The following is an 18084-nucleotide window of genomic DNA, read 5'->3' as shown; positions in this document are numbered from 1 at the left end:
CCCGCGCGCCCCGCGGACGACCTGGTCGCACCGCATACCGACTGAGCGGTATGCTCGCTCGAGCCCCGGGACGATCCGGGTCGACGGAAGGTGGTCATCGATGACCGACGTGCCCGGACTGGACACCGCAGGGCTGCGGGCGTGGCTGGAGCGGGAGCACCCCGAGCTCACCGACGGCGGCACGGGTTCCGGAGGTGAGGTCACCGCGAGCGTGATCGCCGGCGGCCGCAGCAACCTCACGTACCGCGTCCACGGGGCCCGCGTGCCGCTCGTCGTGCGGCGGCCGCCGCTGGGCCACGTGCTGTCCACCGCGCACGACATGCGCCGCGAGCACCGCGTCGTCACCGCCCTCGCGGACAGCCCCGTCCCGGTGCCCCGCACCGTCGACGTCGTCGACGACACCGACCGCGGCGAGGTCACCGGCACCGTCTTCTTCGTCATGGAGCACGTGGCCGGCACGGTGCTGTCCCGCCCGGCGCAGAACGCGGCGTTCACGGCGGACGGCCTGCACGCCCTCGGCCTCGAGCTCGCCGAGGTGCTCGCCGACCTGCACGCCGTGGACCCGGCCGCCGTCGGCCTCGCGGACTTCGGCCGCCCCGACGGGTACCTCCACCGGCAGCTGGCCACGTGGCGGCGCCAGTACGACGCCTCCCGCAGCCGCCCGCAGCCCCGGCTCGACGCGCTGCAGGACCGGCTCGCCGCGGGCGTCCCTGACTCGGGCGGGCGGGCCGGCATCGTGCACGGCGACTTCCGGCTCGACAACGCGATCGTCGCCGGCCCGCCCGACGCGCCCCGCGTCGCCGCCGTCCTCGACTGGGAGATGGCGACCCTCGGCGACCCGCTGGTCGACCTCGGCATGCTCGGCCTGTACTGGGACATCCGCGGCCTCACCGGTACGGCAGGCGACGACGGTTCCGACGACGGCGCGCTGAGCGCCGTCGTCCCCGGCGCCGGCTACCCGGAGTTCGCCGTCCTCGTCGACGCGTACGCCGCGCGGTCGGGCACCGCGCCGCCCGACCTGGCCTGGTACCGCGCGTTCGCCGCGTACAAGCTCGCCGTGATCCTCGAGGGGATCCACTACCGCTACCGGGCGGGCGAGACGGTCGGCGAGGGCTTCGACCGGATCGGCGCCCTCGTGGCGCCGCTGGCCGAGGACGGCCTCGCGCACGCGACGCCCGCCGGGAGGGCCTGATGGACTTCGCCCCCGACGCCCGCACCGCCGAGCTCACCGACCGGGTCCGCGCGTTCCTCGACGAGCGCGTGCTGCCGGCGGAACCGGTGCTGGACGCGCAGCTCGCCGCCGCCCCGGACGACTGGTCCCCGCGCCCCGTGCTGCGCGAGCTCCAGGACGCCGCCCGCGAGCAGGGCCTGTGGAACCTGTTCCTCCCGGGCGACGGGCCCGCCGGGGACCGCGGCGCCGGCCTCACCAACCTGCAGTACGCGCCGCTCGCCGAGCTCACCGGCTGGAGCCCGCGGCTGGCCCCGGCGGCGTTCAACTGCGCTGCCCCCGACACCGGCAACATGGAGCTGCTCGCGCACTTCGGCACGCCGGACCAGCAGCACGAGTGGCTCGACCCGCTGCTCGACGCGCGCCTCCGGTCGGCGTTCTGCATGACCGAGCCGGGGGTCGCCTCGAGCGACGCGTCGCAGATCGGCACGCGCATCCGCCGCGACGGCGACGAGCTGGTGATCACCGGCCGCAAGTGGTGGTCCACCGGCGCGATGAACCCGGGCGCCGCGCTGCTCGTCGTCATGGGCAAGACCGACCCGGACGCGCCGCCCCGCCGGCAGCAGTCGATGGTGCTCGTGCCGCGGGACGCCCCGGGCGTGACGGTCGTGCGCCCCCTGACCGTGTTCGGCTACGACGACCGCGACCACGGCGGGCACGCCGAGATCGCCTTCGACGACGTCCGCGTGCCCGCCACGAACCTGCTCGGCGGCGAGGGCGACGGGTTCGCGATGGCGCAGGCGCGCCTCGGGCCGGGCCGCATCCACCACTGCATGCGCGCCCTCGGCATGGCCGAGCGGGCGCTGGCGCTCGCCGTCCGGCGGGCGCGCGAGCGCTCCACGTTCGGCCGCCCGCTCGCCGAGCAGGGCGTGGTCCGCGAGTGGGTCGCCACCTCCCGCGTCGAGGTCGAGGCGTTGCGCCTGCTCGTGCTCAAGACCGCCTGGCTCATGGACACCGTCGGCAACCGGAAGGCCATGCGCGAGATCCAGGCCATCAAGATCGCCGTGCCGCGCACCGTCCAGGCGATCCTCGACCGCGCGATGCAGCTCTTCGGCGCCGCCGGGCTGTCCGGCGACCAGCCGCTCGCCGAGATGTTCGCCGCGGCCCGCGCCCTGCGCCTCGCCGACGGCCCCGACGAGGTGCACCTCGGCTCCCTCGGGCGCGCCGAGCTGCGCGGCTGAGCCGTCCCGGAGCGCCGGGGCCCGCACGACCCTCCGGATCGACGACGACGAAAGGACCGGACATGACACCCACCCCCGACCCCAGCGCGGACTCCCCTGGCCCCGCGCCCGACGCCCCCGCCGACGGTTCCGCCCGGACCTCCACCGACGCCGTCGACGGCCCCGGCTTCGGGACGCTCTCGGCCGCGTCGCTGCTCGCGGAGACGGCGCGACGCCATCCCGGGTACCCCGCGCTGCACTTCGCGGGGACCACCACCACCTACGGCGAGCTCTGGGACCAGACCTGCGCCTACGCCGGCGCCCTCGCGGCACGCGGGATCGGGCGCGGCTCGCGCGTGGCGATGGTCGTGCCGAACGTGCCCGACTTCGCGCGCGTGTACTACGCCGCGCTCTCCGTCGGCGCCGTCGTCGTCCCGATCCACCTGCTGTTCCGGTCGGGCGAGATCGAGTTCGTGCTGCGGGACAGCCGGGCCGACCTCGTGGTCGCGGCCGCACCGCTGCTCGCCGAGGCCGCGCCCGCCGCCGAGCGCGCGGGCGTCCCCCTCGTCACGGTGCTCGCCCCCACCGCGGAGCAGGGCGGGCCCGCCCTCCCCCGCCTCGAGGACGAGGCGGCCGCGGCGACGCCCGTGGAGCGGCACACGGCGGTGCACCCGACGTCGGCCGCGACGATCCTCTACACCAGCGGCACCACCGGGCTGCCCAAGGGCGCCGTCGGCTCCCACCTCGCCGCCGTCGAGCAGGTGCACTGCTCCCTCATCGACTCCTTCGACCTGCGGCACGACGACGTCGTCTTCGGCGGGCTCCCGCTGTTCCACGCGTTCGGCCAGATGGCGGTGATGAACTGCGCGTTCCGCGTCGGGGCGTCCGTGGTGCTGCTGCCCCGGTTCGACCCGGACCAGGCGCTCGAGCTGCTCGTGGCGCACCGGGCCACGGTGTTCACCGCCGTGCCGACGATGTTCGTCGGGATGCTGGAGGCCGCGCGCCGCAGCGACGCCCGGCCGCCGCTGCGGTACGCCGTCTCGGGCGGCGCGGCGCTGCCGATCAGCGTGCTCGAGGAGTTCGCCGCCGCCTACGGCGCCGAGGTGCACGAGGGCTACGGCCTCACGGAGACGTCCCCGAGCGTCTCGTTCAACACCGTCTTCGAGCCGATCCGGCCCGGCACGGTGGGTCGTCCGATGTGGGGTGTGGACGTGGCCGTCGCCGACGCCGTCATCGACCACGAGGTGCACCTGCTGAGCGAGCCGGGCGCGCTCGGCGAGATCGTGGTGCGCGGGCACAACCTGCTCAAGGGCTACCTGGGACGGCCGGACGCGGACGCCGCGGCCGTCGTCGACGGCTGGTTCCGCACCGGCGACCTCGGCACCCTCGACGCCGACGGCATCCTCGCGATCACCGACCGCAAGAAGGACATGATCATCCGCAACGGGTACAACGTGTATCCCACCGAGGTGGAGGCGACGCTCGTGTCGCACCCCGACGTCGCGCTGGCCGCGGTCTTCGGCGTCGCGGACCCGGTGCACGGGCAGGAGATCCACGCCGCCGTCGTGCCGGCCGACGGGCGCACGCTCGACGCCGACGCCCTCGCCGCCTGGGTCCGCGAACGTGTGGCCGCGTTCAAGTACCCGCGCGTGGTGCACGTGGTGGACGAGCTCCCCCTCGGCCCCAGCGGCAAGATCCTCAAGCGCGAGCTGCCCGCCCGCTTCGCCCCCGTCCGCTGAGCCGTGGTGGGCGCACGTCTGGCGCCATCCGGTACTCGGATGGCGCCAGACGAGCGCCCACGACGGCGGCGAGACTACGGGGCGGGGACGCCGCCGCCTCGCAGCTCCACCGGCTGCGGCTCCACCTCGGTGACCTTCCCGCCCCCGACGGCGTAGGTCGCGCCGACGTAGTCCTGCACGCCGTCGGCGACGACGGTGATGCCGACGCCGTCGAACGCGGAGTGGTCGTCCGGGCCGAACATGAGCGGCAGGATGCCGTTGCCCTCGAGCTTGCCCGATTCGACGGCCTCGACCAGGCTCTCGCGCGTCGGGTCCTCGCCCGCCTGGGCCAGCGCCTCGGCGAACAGGTAGCCGACGCTCATGCCGTACACGGTGTTGCCGTCGAAGCGCGCGCCGTCGTTGTACTCGTCGTTGATCTGCTCGAACAGCTCGACCCACTCGCCGTCCGGCCCGAAGGGCAGGTAGTTCGCGCTGACGAAGCCCTGGAGCAGGGCGGGCGCCACGTCCTCGCCCAGCAGCTCGACGAGCGTCGGGTAGTCGCCGCCCGACGACGACGCCAGCCACCGCGGGCTCCAGCCCATCTTCGCGGCCGTGCCGACCGCGAGCGCCGTGAAGCCGTTCACCGTGGCGAGCAGCACGTCCTCGCACCCCGCGGCCTGGAGGGCCCCCATCTGCGCGGTGACGTCCTGGTTCGACGTCGAGTACGACTCGTGGGCGGTGACGCCGTCCGCGCCGAGGGCGAGCTCCACACCCTCGAGGAACTCCGCCCCGAAGTCGTCGTCCTGCCCGAGGACGCAGACCTTGCTGCCGGCGTGCTCGTCGGCGGTGTACTGCGCGAGCGCGGCGCCCTCGACCACGTAGTCGGCGTTGAAGCCGAACGTGTTCGGGTGCCCCTCGGGGTCGTCCCACATCGTGCTGCCGGACGCGACGAAGAGGTCGGGCACGTCGTTCTGGTCGAGGTAGTCGAGCACGGACGAGTGCGTCGGCGTGCCGAGGCCGCCGAGCAGGGCGAACACCTGGTCCTCCTGCACCAGCTCGCGGACCACGGTCTGGGTGTTCGCCGGGTTGTACCCGTCGTCCTTGACGACGTACTCGATGGAGCGGCCGTGGACGCCGCCGTTCGCGTTGACGTACTCGAAGTACGCCTTCGTGGCGGCCGAGATCGACGCGTACCCGGCGGCGGCCGGGCCCGTCAGCGGCTGGTGCGTGCCGACCGTGACGGTGTCGTCACTGATGCCGGGGGCCGCCGCGGCGGGCGTGCTGCAGCCGGCGAGGGCCAGGCACGCGACGACGGACGCCGCGGCCACGCCGGCCGTCGTACCGACGGTGGCGGTGCGGGGGTTCCGCATGGGGATCACCTCTCGAGTGGTTGTGACGCTGGGGGTGGTGGCGGGGCCGCGGGCGCGTCGGTGCGGCCGCGGGGACGGTGGGGACGGTGGCGACGACGGGCCGCGGCGCGGGCGAGCCCGCCCGGCCAGGCCAGGGTCACGACGATCAGCAGGGCGCCGAAGACCAGCACGGCGAGGTTGCCGGACAGCCGCTGCTCGAGGTCGGCCGGGACGCCGACGGCGCCGGTGACGGTGTCGACGAGCCACGGCAGCAGCACGACGAGCGCCGCGCCGGCGGCCGCGCCGCCGAGGCTGCCGAGCCCGCCGACGACGGCCGCCACGACGAGCAGCAGCGAGAACGCGAGGTCGTAGCGGCCGGGCCCCACCGACTGGGTGACGAGGCACAGGACGGCGCCGCCGAGCCCGGCGGCGAGCGAGCTCGCGACGAACGCGCCGACCTTGACGCGCGCCGGCGACACCCCGGAGAGCCGGGCCGCGGTCTCGTCGCCGTGCACGGCGCGCATGCGCAGGCCCGCGCGCCCGGAGCGCAGCACGGCCAGCGGCGTGACCGCGAGCGCGGCCACGACGATCGCCACCCAGGCGTGCCACTGCTCCACGACGATCAGCCGGGACAGCACCTCGGGCACGCCCTCGAACGGGACCGCCAGGCCCTGGTCGCCGCCGAGCGCCGGCACCTGCGTCGTGAGGGCGGGCAGCGCGACGACCATGGCGAGCGTCAGCCCCGCCAGGTAGGGCCCGCGCAGGCGGGCTCCCGCGAGGCCGAGCAGCCCGCCCAGCGCGCCGGAGGCGACCAGCGACCCGACCAGCCCGAGGACGACGCGCGCGGTGCCGGCCGCCCCGTCGCCGTCGAGGCCGGCGGAGGACGCCGCGTTCACGGCGAGGGCGTAGCCGTAGCCGCCCGCGGCCATGAGCACGGCGTGACCGAGGGAGAGCTGGCCCGTGAGCCCGACGAGGAGCGTGAGGCCGGCCGTCGCGCAGAAGGTCGCGGCGACGACGGCGAGCTGGTAGTTGCGGTACGGGTCGAGCAGGAACGTGGCGGCGACCGCCAGCAGCGTGAGCACGACCGCACGCAGCAGGATCCGCTGGGTCGGGGTGAGGCGGCGGGCGGGCCGCGGGTCGGGGCGGCGCGCGTCGCGCACGGCGGTCTCCTCGGTCTCGGCGGGTCTCGTGGCGGTCATGCGGCACGCACCTGGGCGGCCGCGAAGATCCCGGCGGGCCGCACCAGCAGCACGAGCGTGAGCAGGGCGAGCACGGCGAGCGGCGCGACGCCGGCGCCGAGGTACCCGGTCACGAGGCTGACGAGCACCCCCACGAGGACGCCGCCGATCAGCGCGCCGGTCGGCGAGTCGAGCCCGCCCAGGACTGCGACGGTGAAGGCGTGCACGAAGAGCAGGTCGGCGGAGTGCGCGTTGAGGCCGAGCTCGGTGGGCACGACCAGGAGCGCCGCGAGGGCGGCGACGGCGCCCGACAGCGCCCAGCCGAGGGTGACCATGCGCGGCACGCGCACGCCCAGCAGCCGGGAGACCTCCGGCGCCGCAGCCGACGCCCGCAGCTGCAGGCCCAGCGTCGTGCCGTTGAAGAGCCACGCGAGCAGCCCGACCACCGCCAGCGCCACGGTCAGCACGAACAGGTCGTACGGCGAGAGCAGGGGGACGCCGCCCACGACGAACGGGCGCTCGTCGAACGGCGCGGCCATCGGCCGGTGCCGGGGGCCGAAGGCGATCCCGAGCGCCGACTGCAGCACCATGACCAGCCCGATGGCGACGATCATCCCGGGCAGCGGGCTGCCCTGCGGCACGCGCCGCACGAGGCCGCGCTCCACGGCCGCGTTCACCGCTGCCCCGGTGAGGAGGGCGGCGGCCAGCCCCGCCCAGAAGGACCCCGTCGCGCCGGTGACGGCGAACGCGGCGAAGACGGCGACGGTGGCGACGGCGGCCTGCGCGAAGTTCACGAGGCGGGCGGCGCGCCAGACGATCACGAGGGACAGCGCGAAGAGCGCGACGACGAGCCCCCGGGCGAGCCCGGTGGCGAGGAGGAAGACGAGTCGGTCCATGGGGAGCCTCTCTCGGGGGACGCGGGTCGGGAGCCGGTCGGAAGCCGGTCAGAAGCCCAGGTAGGCGTGGCGGAGGGCGGGGTCGCCGGCGAGCTCGGCAGCGGGGGCGTCGACCACCACCGCGCCGAGGCTCAGCACGACGCCCCGGTCCGCGATCGACAGGGCGCTGGTGACGTTCTGCTCCGCGAGCAGCACCGTCAGGCCGGTCGCCCGCGCCGTGGCGCGCAGCACGCCCATGAGCTGCGCGACGACGCGCGGCGCGAGGCCGAGCGACGGCTCGTCGAGGAGCAGCACGCGCGGGCGGGCGAGCAGGGCGCGGCCGAGCGCGAGCATCTGCCGCTCGCCGCCGGAGAGCTGGTGCCCGAGGCTGGAGCGGCGGCGCGCGAGCGGCTCGAACAGGTCGTAGGTGCGGGCGACGGCGACCCGTCGGGCGGCGCGGCCGGGATGGCACCACAGGGCGCCGAGGTGGAGGTTCTCGTCGACGGTCAGCTCGGTCACGACGCTCCGGCCCTCGGGGACCTGGGCCAGCCCTCGCCGGGCGCGGTCCTCGACGCTCAGGTCGGAGAGGTCGGCGCCGTCGAGCAGCACGCGGCCCGCGCGCGGCGCCGTGAGGCCGGACAGCGCCCGCAGCAGGGTCGTCTTGCCGGCGCCGTTCGCCCCGAGCAGGGCGACCACCTCGCCGGGGGCGACGGCGAGAGCGAGACCGTCGAGCACGGGCGCGCCCGCGTAGCCGACGGTCAGGCCCTCGACGGCCAGGGCGGCGCTCACGCTGCCTCCAGCCCGAGGTAGGCCGCCTCGACGGCGGGGTCGGCGCGGACCTCGTCGGGCGTGCCGCTCGCGACGACGCGCCCGAAGTCGAGCACGACGACCCGGTCGGCCACGGCCATGACGAAGTCGACGTGGTGCTCGACCAGGAGCACCGCGCAGCCGTCCGCCACGACGTCGCGCACGACGTCGGCGAGGGCCTCCACGTCGTCGGCCCCGAGGCCGCCGGCGGGCTCGTCGAGCAGCAGGAGCCGCGGCCGCGCCACGAGCGCGCGGGCGAGCGCCACCCGCTTGCGCACGGGATAGGGCAGGGCGTCGACCGCGGTCCCGGCGTCGACTGTCAGGTCGAGCCGCGCGAGCGCGGCCGCCGCGGCGTCGGAGGCGCCGGCGGTCCCGGCCACCGGCACCAGGACGTTCTCGAGCACCGTGAGCCCGGCGAAGAGGCCGAGCCCCTGGAGCGTGCGCGCGAGCCCGCGCTCGAGCAGCCGGGACGGGGACGCGGGCGCGGGGCGCCCGTCGAGGCGGATCCCCCCCGCGGACGGGCGCACCAGGCCGCACACCGCGTTGAAGACGGTGGTCTTGCCCGCCCCGTTCGGCCCGATCAGGGCGACGGTCTCGGCGCCCTGCCCGGCCCCCTGATCGGCACGGCCGGACGGGTCGCCCACCGTGAGGTCGACGCCGTCGAGGGCGGTGAGGCCGCCGAAGGTCACGGTGAGGCCGGACACCTCCAGGCGCGGGCGGGCGGCGGGGCTGTGCGCGGCCACGGGGGACGCGGGGAAACGGCGGGACATCGGCACCTCTTCGTGTCGGGTGGTGCCACGCTAGCCGATAAACCGACTAGCCGGTATGCCCTGGCGAGACATTCTTCAGAATGTTGCAGTGCCGTGACGTCCGGCCCGCCCGGCGGGCCCGGGGACGCTCAGACGCCCGCGGTGAGGCCACCGTCCACGACGAGCTCCGTGCCCGTGAGGTACGCCGACGCGTCGCTCGCGAGGAACACCACGGCGCCCGCCACGTCGTCCGGCACGGCCGCGCGCCCGATCGGGATCGGCACGGCGTCGGTGTCGATGCGCGTCGTCATCTCCGTCCGCACCAGGCCCGGGTGCACGGAGTTCACCCGGACGCCGTCCCGCCCCAGCTCCACCGCGAGCGACTTGGTCAGCCCCCGCACGCCGAACTTGGACGCCACGTAGCCGTGCAGCCGCTCCCCGCCCCGCAGCCCCTCGACCGACGACACGTTGACGATCGACCCGCCCCCGGCGGCCTTCATCACCGGCACGACCGTGCGGCAGCCCAGGAACGTCCCGGTGAGGTTCACGGCGATCACGGCGTCCCACTTGGCCGTGGAGTAGTGCTCGATGGGGGCGGAGTTGGCGATGCCGGCGTTGTTCACGAGCACGTCCAGGCCCCCGAACGCCTCGACCGTGGCCTCGACCGCCGCCGCCCACCCCGCCTCGTCCGTCACGTCGAGGCGGACGGACCGCGCCCGGTCGCCGAGGTCGGCCGCGAGGGCCGCGCCCTCGTCGTGGAGCACGTCCGCGACGACGACGGCGGCGCCCGCCGCGTGCAGGGCGCGGACGTACGCCGCGCCCAGGCCGCGGGCACCGCCGGTGACGAGCGCGACCCGCCCCTCGAGCGGGCGGTCGGGGACGGTCGGGACGGGACGAGCGGGCATGGTTCCTCCGAGCGAGATCTGGCGTGCCCCTTCGGTCAGGGGTTCGCGTCAGCCGGCGACGTGGACGACGAGGCGGCCGGTCGTGGTGCCGCCGGCGAGTCGTTGCACGGCGGCGGGGGCGTCCTCGAAGGGCACCTCGTCGGCGACGACCGGCCGCACGGCGCCCTCCGCGACCAGGCGCGTCAGCGCGTCGTGCGCCGCGTCGACCAGGTCGGGACGGCGCTGCTGGTAGAGGGCCCAGTGCAGGCCGAGCACGTCGTAGTTCTTCACGAGGGCGTGGTTCGAGCGCACCGGCGGGACGTCGCCGCTCGCGAAGCCCACCACGACGATCCGCCCCTCGAAGGCGATGCAGCGCGTCGACTGCTCGAACGACGCGCCCCCGACCGGGTCGACGACCACGTCGGCGCCTGCGCCTCCGGTGAGCTCCTTGACCCGGGCGGCGAGGTCGTCGTCGCGCACGAGGACGTGGTGCGCGCCAGCCGCCGTCGCGACGGCGGCCTTCGCCGGGCTCCCGACGACGCCGATCACCCGGGCCCCCGCCGCGACGCCGAGCTGCACCGCCGCGGTCCCCACGCCGCCGGCCGCGGCGTGCACCAGCAGGTGCTCCCCCGGCCGGATGCGGGCCTTGCGGTGCAGGGCGAACCACGCCGTCTGGTACGCGATCGTCAGCGCGGCCGCCTCGGCGTCGCCCAGGCCCTCGGGCGCCGGCCGCACGGCGGCGGCGGGCAGCGCCGCCAGCTCGGACAGCACGCCGATCGCGGAGCCGACCACCCGTGCGCCCGGCGCGAGCCCGCGCTCTCCCACCGCGACGCCCTCGCCGAGGGCGACCACGTCGCCGCACAGCTCGATGCCGGGCACGAACGGCGGCTCGGGCCGCACCTGGTACTCGCCGCGGGCCAGCAGGACGTCGGGGAAGTTCACCGCGACGGCGCGCACCCGCACGAGCACCTCCCCCGGCCCCGGCTCGGGCGCGGGCACCTCGTCGAGCCGCAGCACGTCGGCAGGTTCGCCCGGGCCGGTCACGCGCCAGGCGCGCATCGTCGCGGGACCCTCGGCGGCGGGGGTACGGGCGGGGGTCGTGCCGGGCAGCGTCGTCATCGTCGCTCTCGTCTCGTCGGTGTCGTGCCCGCCCGGTCGTCGGCGCCGCGGCGGACCTGGTCAGTCCGCGGCGGTCCGGATCCCGCGCAGGAACAGCTCCGTGAGCTGCTCGGCCACCTCGGACTTCGTCTCGGGCCCCTCGGGCGAGTACCAGTGCGACAGGTAGTGCACGTCGCTGAAGAAGTGCGCCACCAGCAGCGGCCGCGGGACGTCGGTGCGGAAGACGCCCTCGTCCTGGCCGCGCCGCAGGAGCGCCGCGAACGCGTCGTGGTACTCGCGACGGCGCTGCGTGACCTCCTTGAGCCGCGGCTCGGTGAGCATGTGCATGCTGCGGAAGAAGACGGTGCCCTCCGGCAGGAAGTCGATCGACGTCTCGACGACGTCGACGCACACGGCCCGCACGACGTCCTCGACCGGCCCGCCCGCGGCGACGATCTGGTCGAGGTGGGCCTTCTGCAGCGCCAGCATCCGGTCGTAGATGGCGAACAGGAGGTCGTCCTTGGACTGGAAGTAGTGGTACATGGCGCCCTTGGTGACGCCCGCGGCCTCGACGATCTGCTGCACGCTGGTGGTGGCGTACCCCTGCGTAGCGAACAGGTCCAGGGCGGCCGCGGTGACCCGGTCGGCGACGTTCGTGCTCTTCATGCCCCCATCCTTCACCCGACGGGCGCGATGCTCGCGCCGCCGTCGATCCGGAGCGTCTGGCCGGTGACCCAGGCCGCGTCGTCCGAGAGCAGGAAGGCGACCGGCCCGGCGACGTCGTCGGGCACGCCCAGCCGCGCGAGGGGGTAGCGCTCGGCCACCTGCCCCTCGTGCCCCTCGTAGAGCGCGCGGGAGAACCGCGTCTTCACGACGGCCGGGGCGACGGCGTTGACCCGGAGCGCGGGCGCCAGCTCCTGGGCGAGCTGCTGGGTGAGGTTGATGAGGGCAGCCTTGGATGCGCCGTAAAAGGCGATGTTCGGGCTGGACGACGTCCCCGAGATCGACGCCACGTTCACGACCGACCGGCTCAGCCCGCCGACGACGGCGTCGCGGGTCCACTCGAGCGCGGACACGACGTTGACCTCGAGGATCTTGCGCGCGACGCCCGGGTCCACCTCGAGCGCGGGCCCCCACGCCGGGTTGATGCCGGCGTTGTTCACGAGGTGGTCCAGGCGCCCGTGGCGCTCGGCGACGTGAGCCAGGACGGCGGCGCGGTGCGCGGGGTCGTCGACCCGGCCCGCCACGCCCGAGGCGCGCTCCGGCCCGAGGGCCGCGACGGCCTCGTCGAGCGCCTCCTGCTTGCGCCCGGTGACGACGACGGCACAGCCCTCGTCCACGAGCCGCCGGGCGACCGCGAGCCCGATGCCCCGGCTGCCGCCGGTCACCAGCGCGACCCTGCCCGTGAACCTGCCCGTGAACCTGCCCGTGAACCGGTCGACCGACCCCACCATCGCCTCCTCGCGACGCTCCCTGCCGATCGGCGTACCGTCCGGTCGGTTTGCGCGAGCACCGTACCACGGCCCGCCCGCGCCGCGCTCTGGCCTGCATCGCCGCCCTGGCCAGCACCGCGGGCGGTCGGGCAGCATGGCCTCATGACAGGCACGGACACAGGCATGGAATTCGCACGACCGCTGCCCCCGGACCCGTACTCGCTGCTCCCCGTCCCGGCGACGTTCACGCTCAAGAGCGCGGACGTCACCGACGGCGAGCCGCTCGCCGTCGAGTTCAGCGTCGACGGCGCCGACGTGTCGCCCCACCTCGCGTGGTCGGGCGCGCCCGCGGCGACGCGGTCGTTCGTGGTGAGCTGCTTCGACCCGGACGCACCGACGCCGTCGGGCTACTGGCACTGGACCGCCGTCGACGTCCCCGCGGACGTCACCTCGCTGGAGCGCGGCGCGGGCGCGGTCGGCGGGGCGAGCCTCCCGGCCGGGGCGTTCCACGTGCCGAGCGACGGCGGACGGCTCGGCTTCGAGGGGGCCGGCCCGCCGCCCGGCGACCACCCGCACCGCTACGTCTTCGCGGTGCACGCCCTCGACGTCCCGTCGCTCGGCCTGTCCGAGGAGAACAGCCCGGTGCACGTCGCGTTCAACGTCTACTTCCACGTCCTCGCGCGCGCCACGCTCACGGCGACCTACCGCCGGTGAGCGGCGCGACGACACCCGGGATGCCCGGGCTCCCCACCCTCGGCGACCTGACGTGGACGCCCGCGCTCGACCGTCCCGACCTGCTCGCGCCGCCCGTCGCCGACGCGCTGCGCGCCTGGGCCGCGCTGGACGACCGCGTCGGCGGGCTGGTCGCCGTCACGGAGATCGACCCGGACCACGCGGACACAGCCACGCTGAACGACCTGCACGGGCTGCCGCCCGAGGCCTCCGCCAACTGCGTCGTCGTCGCGGGCCGGCGCGGCGACGTCGAACGCGTCGCCGCCTGCGTCGTCACCGCGGCCACGTTCGCCGACGTCAACACCCGCGTGCGCAAGCTGCTCGACGCACGCAAGGCGTCGTTCCTGCCCATGGAGCGCGCGACCGACGAGTCGGGGATGGAGTACGGCGGCATCACCCCGGTGGGCCTGCCCGCCGGGTGGCGGGTGCTCGTGGACTCCCGCTTCGCCGCACCGGGGGCGCTCGCGCTGATGGGCTCCGGGGTGCGGCGGTCCAAGCTGCTCATGTCCGGCGAGCTCCTCTGCGCGATGCCGGGCGTCGAGGTCGTCGACGGGCTCGGCGTCACCCGCTGACGCCGCACGCACGACGGCGCCCCGCTCCCGAGGGTCGGGAACGGGGCGCCGTCGTCGGCTCAGCGGACCGTCAGCACTCCGCGCGGCCGCGACGCCAGTAGCCCATGAACGCGACGGCCTTGCGGTCGACGCCCTTCTCCGAGACGAGGTAGCGGCGCAGCGTCTTGATCGAGCCGGCCTCGCCGGCGAGCCACGCGTACAGCACCGTGTCCTGCGCGAGCGGCTGGCCGGTCGCGTCGACGGGCACCTCCCAGAGGATGTCCGCGTCGATGTCGACGTCGGGCAGGTCGCCGTCCAGGTCGACGCCCGCGGCGGTCAGCGCCGGGCCGTCGCCCTCCGCGGCCAGCAGCTCGGGAACGGCAGGGGCGTCGGCCGACGGGCGCACGCCCATGGCGAGCAGCCGGTCCGCGGCCTCCTTCACGGCGGGCACGAGCACGTCGCCGTGCTCGCGGTCCTCGCGCGGCAGCCACGAGATCCGCACGCCGGCGGGCGCGGCGAGGGTCCAGCGGTCCTCGCGGTGCGGGACCTCGAGGAAGACCTCGCCGACGGCGTCGTCGGGCAGGGACTCGCAGATCGCGGCGATCGCCGGGACAGCGGTCTCGTCGCCGGCGAGCAGCAGGGCGTGGCTGCGGGCGGGCGGGTTGAACTCGAGCCCGCCGTGCGGCCCGTCCGTGTACGCGGCGTTGGGCCCCATGATGACGAGCGGGGCGCCCGGCTTCGCGCCGTTGGCCCAGCGGGAGGCGGGCCCCGTGTCACCGTGCAGCACGATGTCGACGTCCACCTCGCGCAGGTCCTGCCGGACGGCGCGCACGGTGTAGGTGCGCAGCGGGTTGCGGCGCTCCTCGGGCAGCGCGCGCCACGAGGTGAACCAGTCGGGGTTCTGCCGATCGAGGTACTCCCAGCCACCGCACGGCGCGGGGAGCAGGAACTTGATCCGCTGGTCCTTGCCGTTGTCGGCGAACCCGTCGAGGTCCTCGCCGGTGAACGTGATGCGGATGAACGACGGGCAGAGCCGGGTGACCCGGGAGACCGTGACGTCGAACATGCGGTACGGCTGCTCGGGGACGACGTCCTGCGCGGCGGTCTGGTCGGCGCGCTCGGTCGCCTCGACGGTCTCGGTCACGGTGGTAAGCCTAACCTCACCTCGCCGGGGGTCCGCAACCCCGGGTGACCGTCGTCACACACGCGCTGAGCACCGGTGGGCACCGGCGCGCACCGCCTACGTGGTCGCCTCCACCGCGCCCGGCGCGCGGACCACCACGACCGGGCAGGCCGCCGTCCGCACCAGGGTGTGCGTCGCGGAGCCCAGGAGCAGGGACGCGAAGCCGCCGCGGCCGCGCGTGCCCAGCACGAGTCGCTCGGCGCGCTCCGCCTCGCGGTGCAGCACCCGGACCACCTGGCCCTCGCGCGTCTCGCCGAGCACCTCCAGCGCCCCCTCGGGCGCGCCGCGCTCCCGCAGCCGCTCCTCGACCCGGGCCAGGGCGTGCTGCAGCACCGGCCCGGCGTCGGCCTCGGTGATGTCGTGCGCCTCGTGCTCGGTGGGTCCGCGCGACGTCACCCACTCGGTCACACCGGGCCGCCACACCACGACGACGCGGAGCGCGCGTCCCAGCTCCCACGCGGCGTCGACGGCGGCGTCGAGGGCCACGGCGGACTGCTCCGAACCGTCGAAGCCGACGACGACAGGGGCGTCCGGCGGCAGGTCCGCCCGCGGGCCCTCGGCCGGCACGACGACGACCGGGCAGTGGGCGTGCGCGGTCACCTGCAGCACCACCGTGCCCCGGATCGCCTCGTACAGGCCGCCGTGCCGGGTGGCACCCAGCACGAGGGCGCCGGCGTCGGCCGACATGCCCACGAGCGCCGCGGACGGGGAGGCGTACTCGACGAAGGTCTCGACGGTCACGCCGGGGGCGACGTCGCGGGCGCGGGCCGCGGCCTCCTCGACGACGGGCCACGCGCCGCCTTCGCCGCGCTCCCCCAGGTCCTCCCCGTGCGGCCGCGCGGCCACCCCCGTGTCGTGGGCGTCGCGCACGTAGACGACGCGCAGCACGGCGCCGCGCGTGCGCGCCTCCCGCGCCGCCCAGGCGAGGGCGACGTCGGCGGGCTCCGACGCGTCGTAGCCGACCACCACCGGGGCGGCCCTGTGCTCGTCCACCCCGTCATCGTCCCTCGCCGCGGCCCCGCTCGAAAGGCGGCAAGGGTCAGGCGGTCGCGCGTCCCCGCGACCGCCAGAGCAGGTAGACGAAGTACGGCGCCCCCAGCAGCGCCGTCCCGAGGCCCGCGGGGATCTGCCCGGGGGCGATGACGACGCGGCCGAGCGTGTCCGCCGCGGACACCAGCACGGCGCCGACGAGGATCGCCACGGGCAGCACCCGCGCGTGCCGGGCCCCGACCAGCGCGCGGGCGGCGTGCGGGGCGACGAGCCCGACGAAGCCGATGACGCCCACGGCGCACACGGCGGCGGCCGTGGTCAGCGCGGCGGCCCCGAGCAGCACCAGCCGCGAGCGGTCGACCGGGAGCCCGAGGACGCGGGGGGTGTCCTCGTCGAGCGACAGCACGTCGAGCTCGCGGCGGTAGGTCGCCGCGAGCGGCACCATGACGAGCAGGGCGAGGGCGACGGGCAGGAGCTGCTCCAGGCTGCGCCCGTAGGTCGAGCCCGACAGCCACGTGAGCGCGAGGTTGACGTCCCACGGCGCGATGACGAGGACGACGAGCGTGATGAGCGCCGTCGTGCCCGCCTGGGCGCCGATGCCGACGAGGACCAGGCGTTCGGAGCCGAGCCCGCCGCGCGACGACAGCACGTACACGAGGGCGAACACGCCGAGCGCGCACGCGCCCGCAGCCGCCGACATCGGCCAGATGCCGACCCCGGGCACGAGCAGGATCATCAGCACCGCGCCGAGGCCCGCGCCCGACGTGACGCCGAGCAGGCTCGGCTCGGCGAGCGGGTTGCGGCACACGGCCTGCACGATCGTCCCGGCGAGCGCCAGCGCCGCCCCCGCGAGCACGGCGGCGAGCACGCGCGGCACGCGCTGGTCGAGCACGAAGCTCACCTGGCGCCCCGCAGCGCCCTGCACCCAGTTCGAGACGTCGCCGAGCAGCACGATCCGGTCCCCGAGCAGCAGGCCCGCGACCACGGCCGCGACCAGGGCGACGGAGAGGACGACCAGGACGGTGACGACCCACGCTCGTGAGCGGGGCCGCCCCAGCGCCCCTCGGGCGCCCCGTGCCCCCGCCCCGGCGTCGCGCAGCCGCCGGGCCATCCACACGAGGATGCCTGCGCCGAGCACGCTGGTCACGACGCCGGTCGGCACCACGACCGAGGCCTGACCGGGCAGGATCGCGCGCAGCAGCACGTCCGCGCCGAGCACCACGACGACGCCGACGAGGGCCGCGAACGGCAGGAGCAGCACGTGCCGGCCGAGGCCGGGCACCCTGCGACCCACGAGCCGGGCGATGACGGGCGCGGCGAGTCCGACGAAGCCGATCGGGCCGGCCACCGTCACGGCGATCGCGGCGAGCAGGACGGCCGCCAGGACGGCGAGCACCCGCGTGCGGCGCACGTCGATACCGAGGACGCGCGCGGCGTCGTCCCCGAGACCGAGGAGGTCGAGCCGGCGGGCCAGCAGGAGCGCGCCGAGCACCCCGGCGGCCACCACCGGCGCCGCGAGGCTCACCGTCCGCGTGCCCGACTGCACGATGCTGCCGCTCCCCCACGCGAACAGGCCGGTCGTCTCCTGCTCGAAGAGCACGAGCAGCACCATCGTCAGCGAGTGCAGCGCGAGCATGATGGCCGAGCCGGCGAGGACCAGCCGGGTGGGGCCGTCGGCGCCGCCGCGCGCGAGCGCGAGCACGAGCGCCGCGGCCGCCAGGCCGCCCACGAACGCGATGCCGCCCTGCAGGTAGAACGGCACCGACAGGCCGAGCGCGGCCGCCGCGACCACCGTGACGTACGCGCCGGCGTTGACCGCCAGGGTGTCCGGCGAGGCCAGCGGGTTGCGCGCCACCGACTGCAGCACCGCCCCCGCGACGCCGAGGGCCACGCCCACGAGCAGGCCCGCCAGCAGGCGCGGCAGCCGGGAGGAGACGAGCACGGCGACCGTGCCGTCGTGGTCGGCGCCGACGAGCGCGCGCAGCACGTCGAGCGCGCCGACGTCCGCCGTGCCCTGGGTGAGGTGCACCGCGGCCAGGACGAGAACGGCCAGCAGCGCGACGGCGAACGCCGCCACGACACGGACGGGCGCCGCCCGCCGCCCCGGCACGGTGGCGGGGGCGGCGGACAGCGGGGAGACGGTCACGGA

At 75.9% G+C, this 18084-nt stretch carries 17 protein-coding genes; 5 read left to right on the top strand and 12 right to left on the bottom strand.

Annotated elements, in window-relative coordinates; all coding sequences use genetic code 11:
- Nucleotides 1-100: 100 nt before the first annotated feature.
- The 3 genes from ACH443_RS13840 (at nucleotide 101) to ACH443_RS13830 (ending at nucleotide 4127) form a co-directional block, all read left to right on the top strand.
- Nucleotides 101-1192, top strand: a complete 1092-nt coding sequence (locus tag ACH443_RS13840; protein WP_430590636.1) for a phosphotransferase family protein — start codon at nucleotides 101-103, stop codon at nucleotides 1190-1192.
- Entirely contained in the window at nucleotides 1192-2409 is a 1218-nt protein-coding gene (locus ACH443_RS13835) for an acyl-CoA dehydrogenase family protein (RefSeq protein ID WP_430590635.1), read from the top strand. Before ACH443_RS13840 ends, ACH443_RS13835 begins: the two co-directional genes overlap by 1 nt.
- A gap of 62 nt (nucleotides 2410-2471) precedes the next feature.
- Nucleotides 2472-4127 carry an AMP-binding protein gene (locus ACH443_RS13830; RefSeq protein WP_430590634.1) on the top strand — a complete coding sequence of 552 codons (1656 nt, stop codon included), beginning with the start codon at nucleotides 2472-2474 and terminating at the stop codon, nucleotides 4125-4127.
- 74 nt (nucleotides 4128-4201) lie between these two features.
- On the opposite strand, the gene ACH443_RS13825 is transcribed toward ACH443_RS13830, so the two are convergent.
- The 9 genes from ACH443_RS13825 to ACH443_RS13785 all read right to left on the bottom strand — a co-directional run bounded on the left by ACH443_RS13825 (nucleotide 4202) and on the right by ACH443_RS13785 (nucleotide 12497).
- On the bottom strand, nucleotides 4202-5476 hold the full coding sequence (locus ACH443_RS13825) for an ABC transporter substrate-binding protein (protein ID WP_429763323.1): 1275 nt from the start codon (nucleotides 5474-5476) through the stop codon (nucleotides 4202-4204).
- Nucleotides 5477-5481: 5 nt separating this feature from the next.
- Nucleotides 5482-6654 (bottom strand): branched-chain amino acid ABC transporter permease, encoded by a 1173-nt coding sequence (locus ACH443_RS13820; RefSeq protein WP_430556123.1) that lies wholly within the window; start codon nucleotides 6652-6654, stop codon nucleotides 5482-5484.
- A complete protein-coding gene (locus tag ACH443_RS13815) occupies nucleotides 6651-7529 on the bottom strand; it encodes a branched-chain amino acid ABC transporter permease (RefSeq protein WP_430590633.1) in 879 nt (292 codons plus the stop codon). The genes ACH443_RS13820 and ACH443_RS13815 overlap by 4 nt, the downstream gene beginning before the upstream one ends.
- A gap of 48 nt (nucleotides 7530-7577) precedes the next feature.
- Nucleotides 7578-8297 carry an ABC transporter ATP-binding protein gene (locus ACH443_RS13810; RefSeq protein ID WP_430556121.1) on the bottom strand — a complete coding sequence of 240 codons (720 nt, stop codon included), beginning with the start codon at nucleotides 8295-8297 and terminating at the stop codon, nucleotides 7578-7580.
- Nucleotides 8294-9085, bottom strand: a complete 792-nt coding sequence (locus ACH443_RS13805; RefSeq protein ID WP_430590632.1) for an ABC transporter ATP-binding protein — start codon at nucleotides 9083-9085, stop codon at nucleotides 8294-8296. The genes ACH443_RS13810 and ACH443_RS13805 overlap by 4 nt, the downstream gene beginning before the upstream one ends.
- A gap of 128 nt (nucleotides 9086-9213) precedes the next feature.
- Nucleotides 9214-9969, bottom strand: a complete 756-nt coding sequence (locus ACH443_RS13800; protein ID WP_429763318.1) for a glucose 1-dehydrogenase — start codon at nucleotides 9967-9969, stop codon at nucleotides 9214-9216.
- Between the two features lie 48 nt (nucleotides 9970-10017).
- On the bottom strand, nucleotides 10018-11067 hold the full coding sequence (locus ACH443_RS13795; RefSeq protein WP_430590631.1) for an NADPH:quinone oxidoreductase family protein: 1050 nt from the start codon (nucleotides 11065-11067) through the stop codon (nucleotides 10018-10020).
- A 60-nt stretch (nucleotides 11068-11127) separates the two neighbouring features.
- Nucleotides 11128-11712, bottom strand: a complete 585-nt coding sequence (locus ACH443_RS13790; protein ID WP_429763316.1) for a TetR/AcrR family transcriptional regulator — start codon at nucleotides 11710-11712, stop codon at nucleotides 11128-11130.
- A gap of 11 nt (nucleotides 11713-11723) precedes the next feature.
- A complete protein-coding gene (locus ACH443_RS13785) occupies nucleotides 11724-12497 on the bottom strand; it encodes an SDR family oxidoreductase (RefSeq protein WP_430590630.1) in 774 nt (257 codons plus the stop codon).
- A 165-nt stretch (nucleotides 12498-12662) separates the two neighbouring features.
- On the opposite strand from ACH443_RS13785, the gene ACH443_RS13780 reads away from it, so the two are divergent.
- On the top strand, nucleotides 12663-13193 hold the full coding sequence (locus ACH443_RS13780; RefSeq protein ID WP_429763314.1) for a YbhB/YbcL family Raf kinase inhibitor-like protein: 531 nt from the start codon (nucleotides 12663-12665) through the stop codon (nucleotides 13191-13193).
- A gap of 20 nt (nucleotides 13194-13213) precedes the next feature.
- The gene (locus ACH443_RS13775; RefSeq protein WP_430556116.1) at nucleotides 13214-13783 is read left to right on the top strand and encodes a YbaK/EbsC family protein; all 570 of its coding nucleotides are present in this window, start codon (nucleotides 13214-13216) and stop codon (nucleotides 13781-13783) included.
- A gap of 70 nt (nucleotides 13784-13853) precedes the next feature.
- On the opposite strand, the gene ACH443_RS13770 is transcribed toward ACH443_RS13775, so the two are convergent.
- From ACH443_RS13770 to ACH443_RS13760, 3 genes are all read right to left on the bottom strand, one after another.
- Nucleotides 13854-14906 carry a siderophore-interacting protein gene (locus ACH443_RS13770; RefSeq protein ID WP_430556115.1) on the bottom strand — a complete coding sequence of 351 codons (1053 nt, stop codon included), beginning with the start codon at nucleotides 14904-14906 and terminating at the stop codon, nucleotides 13854-13856.
- Nucleotides 14907-15002: 96 nt separating this feature from the next.
- Nucleotides 15003-15938, bottom strand: a complete 936-nt coding sequence (locus tag ACH443_RS13765; RefSeq protein ID WP_429763311.1) for a universal stress protein — start codon at nucleotides 15936-15938, stop codon at nucleotides 15003-15005.
- Nucleotides 15939-15984: 46 nt separating this feature from the next.
- Complete coding sequence (locus ACH443_RS13760; RefSeq protein ID WP_430556113.1) at nucleotides 15985-18081, bottom strand: iron ABC transporter permease; 2097 nt, start codon at nucleotides 18079-18081, stop codon at nucleotides 15985-15987.
- Nucleotides 18082-18084: the final 3 nt, after the last annotated feature.

This window comes from Isoptericola sp. NPDC019571, from assembly GCF_044389385.1.
Classification (GTDB): domain Bacteria; phylum Actinomycetota; class Actinomycetes; order Actinomycetales; family Cellulomonadaceae; genus Isoptericola; species Isoptericola nanjingensis.
The sequence above is the reverse complement of the archived record's forward strand: the minus strand, read 5'-3'. Positions and strand labels throughout refer to the sequence as shown.

What these genes read in the sequence shown, in the direction of transcription:
- ACH443_RS13840 (WP_430590636.1), top strand. Translation starts at nt 101, where the DNA reads ATGACCGACGTGCCCGGACTGGACACCGCAGGGCTGCGGGCGTGGCTG.
- ACH443_RS13835 (WP_430590635.1), top strand. Translation starts at nt 1,192, where the DNA reads ATGGACTTCGCCCCCGACGCCCGCACCGCCGAGCTCACCGACCGGGTC.
- ACH443_RS13830 (WP_430590634.1), top strand. Translation starts at nt 2,472, where the DNA reads ATGACACCCACCCCCGACCCCAGCGCGGACTCCCCTGGCCCCGCGCCC.
- ACH443_RS13825 (WP_429763323.1), bottom strand. Translation starts at nt 5,476, where the DNA reads ATGCGGAACCCCCGCACCGCCACCGTCGGTACGACGGCCGGCGTGGCC.
- ACH443_RS13820 (WP_430556123.1), bottom strand. Translation starts at nt 6,654, where the DNA reads ATGACCGCCACGAGACCCGCCGAGACCGAGGAGACCGCCGTGCGCGAC.
- ACH443_RS13815 (WP_430590633.1), bottom strand. Translation starts at nt 7,529, where the DNA reads ATGGACCGACTCGTCTTCCTCCTCGCCACCGGGCTCGCCCGGGGGCTC.
- ACH443_RS13805 (WP_430590632.1), bottom strand. Translation starts at nt 9,085, where the DNA reads ATGTCCCGCCGTTTCCCCGCGTCCCCCGTGGCCGCGCACAGCCCCGCC.
- ACH443_RS13800 (WP_429763318.1), bottom strand. Translation starts at nt 9,969, where the DNA reads ATGCCCGCTCGTCCCGTCCCGACCGTCCCCGACCGCCCGCTCGAGGGG.
- ACH443_RS13795 (WP_430590631.1), bottom strand. Translation starts at nt 11,067, where the DNA reads ATGACGACGCTGCCCGGCACGACCCCCGCCCGTACCCCCGCCGCCGAG.
- ACH443_RS13790 (WP_429763316.1), bottom strand. Translation starts at nt 11,712, where the DNA reads ATGAAGAGCACGAACGTCGCCGACCGGGTCACCGCGGCCGCCCTGGAC.
- ACH443_RS13780 (WP_429763314.1), top strand. Translation starts at nt 12,663, where the DNA reads ATGGAATTCGCACGACCGCTGCCCCCGGACCCGTACTCGCTGCTCCCC.
- ACH443_RS13775 (WP_430556116.1), top strand. Translation starts at nt 13,214, where the DNA reads ATGCCCGGGCTCCCCACCCTCGGCGACCTGACGTGGACGCCCGCGCTC.